1 protein-coding gene is annotated in these 981 nt (G+C 63.7%); it reads right to left on the bottom strand.

The features are described from left to right. Positions 1-981, bottom strand: a 981-nt coding sequence (locus tag EN808_RS35060; RefSeq protein WP_210235484.1) for a VCBS domain-containing protein, incomplete at both ends; no start/stop codon positions are given.

The following is a 981-nucleotide window of genomic DNA, read 5'->3' on the forward strand; positions in this document are numbered from 1 at the left end:
TGAGATGCAGCGTGCCATAGGTGCCGACCAGGTCGTTGCCGACATTGCCAGCCGAGCCGTTGACGGCGCTGACGCTGTGCGTGTCGCCATTGTCGACATCGGTGTCGTTGGAAAGCACATTGCCGCTCACCGGATTGGGATCGGCCAGCGTGTTGGTGTCTTCCTTCACCGCCGCCGCATCGGCCACCGCCACCGGCGCATCGTTGGTGCCGGTGATGGTGATGGTCAGGTTGGCGGACGAAGAGCCGCCGTGGTTGTCGGCGTTGGTGTAGCTGAAGACGTCGGTGACGGTGGCGCCTTCGGCAAGCTGCTGCACCGAGGCCAGGCCATTGTCGAGCGTATAGCTGTAGCTGCCGTCGCTGTTGAGATGCAGCGTGCCATAGGTGCCGACCAGGTCGTTGCCGACATTGCCAGCCGAGCCGTTGACGGCGCTGACGCTGTGGGTGTCGCCATTGTCGACATCGGTGTCGTTGGAAAGCACATTGCCGCTCACCGGATTGGGATCGGCCAGCGTGTTGGTGTCTTCCTTCACCGCCGCCGCATCGGCCACCGCCACCGGCGCATCGTTGGTGCCGGTGATGGTGATGGTCAGGTTGGCGGACGAAGAGCCGCCGTGATTGTCCGCATTGGTGTAGCTGAAGACGTCGGTGACGGTGGCGCCTTCGGCAAGCTGCTGCACCGAGGCCAGGCCATTGTCGAGCGTATAGCTGTAGCTGCCGTCGCTGTTGAGATGCAGCGTGCCATAGGTGCCGACCAGGTCGTTGCCGACATTGCCAGCCGAGCCGTTGACGGCGCTGACGCTGTGCGTGTCGCCATTGTCGACATCGGTGTCGTTGGAAAGCACATTGCCGCTGACCGGATTGGGATCGGCCAGCGTGTTGGTGTCTTCCTTCACCGCCGCCGCATCGGCCACCGCCACCGGCGCATCGTTGGTGCCGGTGATGGTGATGGTCAGGTTGGCGGACGAAGAGCCGCCGTGAT

This window comes from Mesorhizobium sp. M8A.F.Ca.ET.165.01.1.1, assembly GCF_004792065.1.
Lineage (GTDB): Bacteria > Pseudomonadota > Alphaproteobacteria > Rhizobiales > Rhizobiaceae > Mesorhizobium.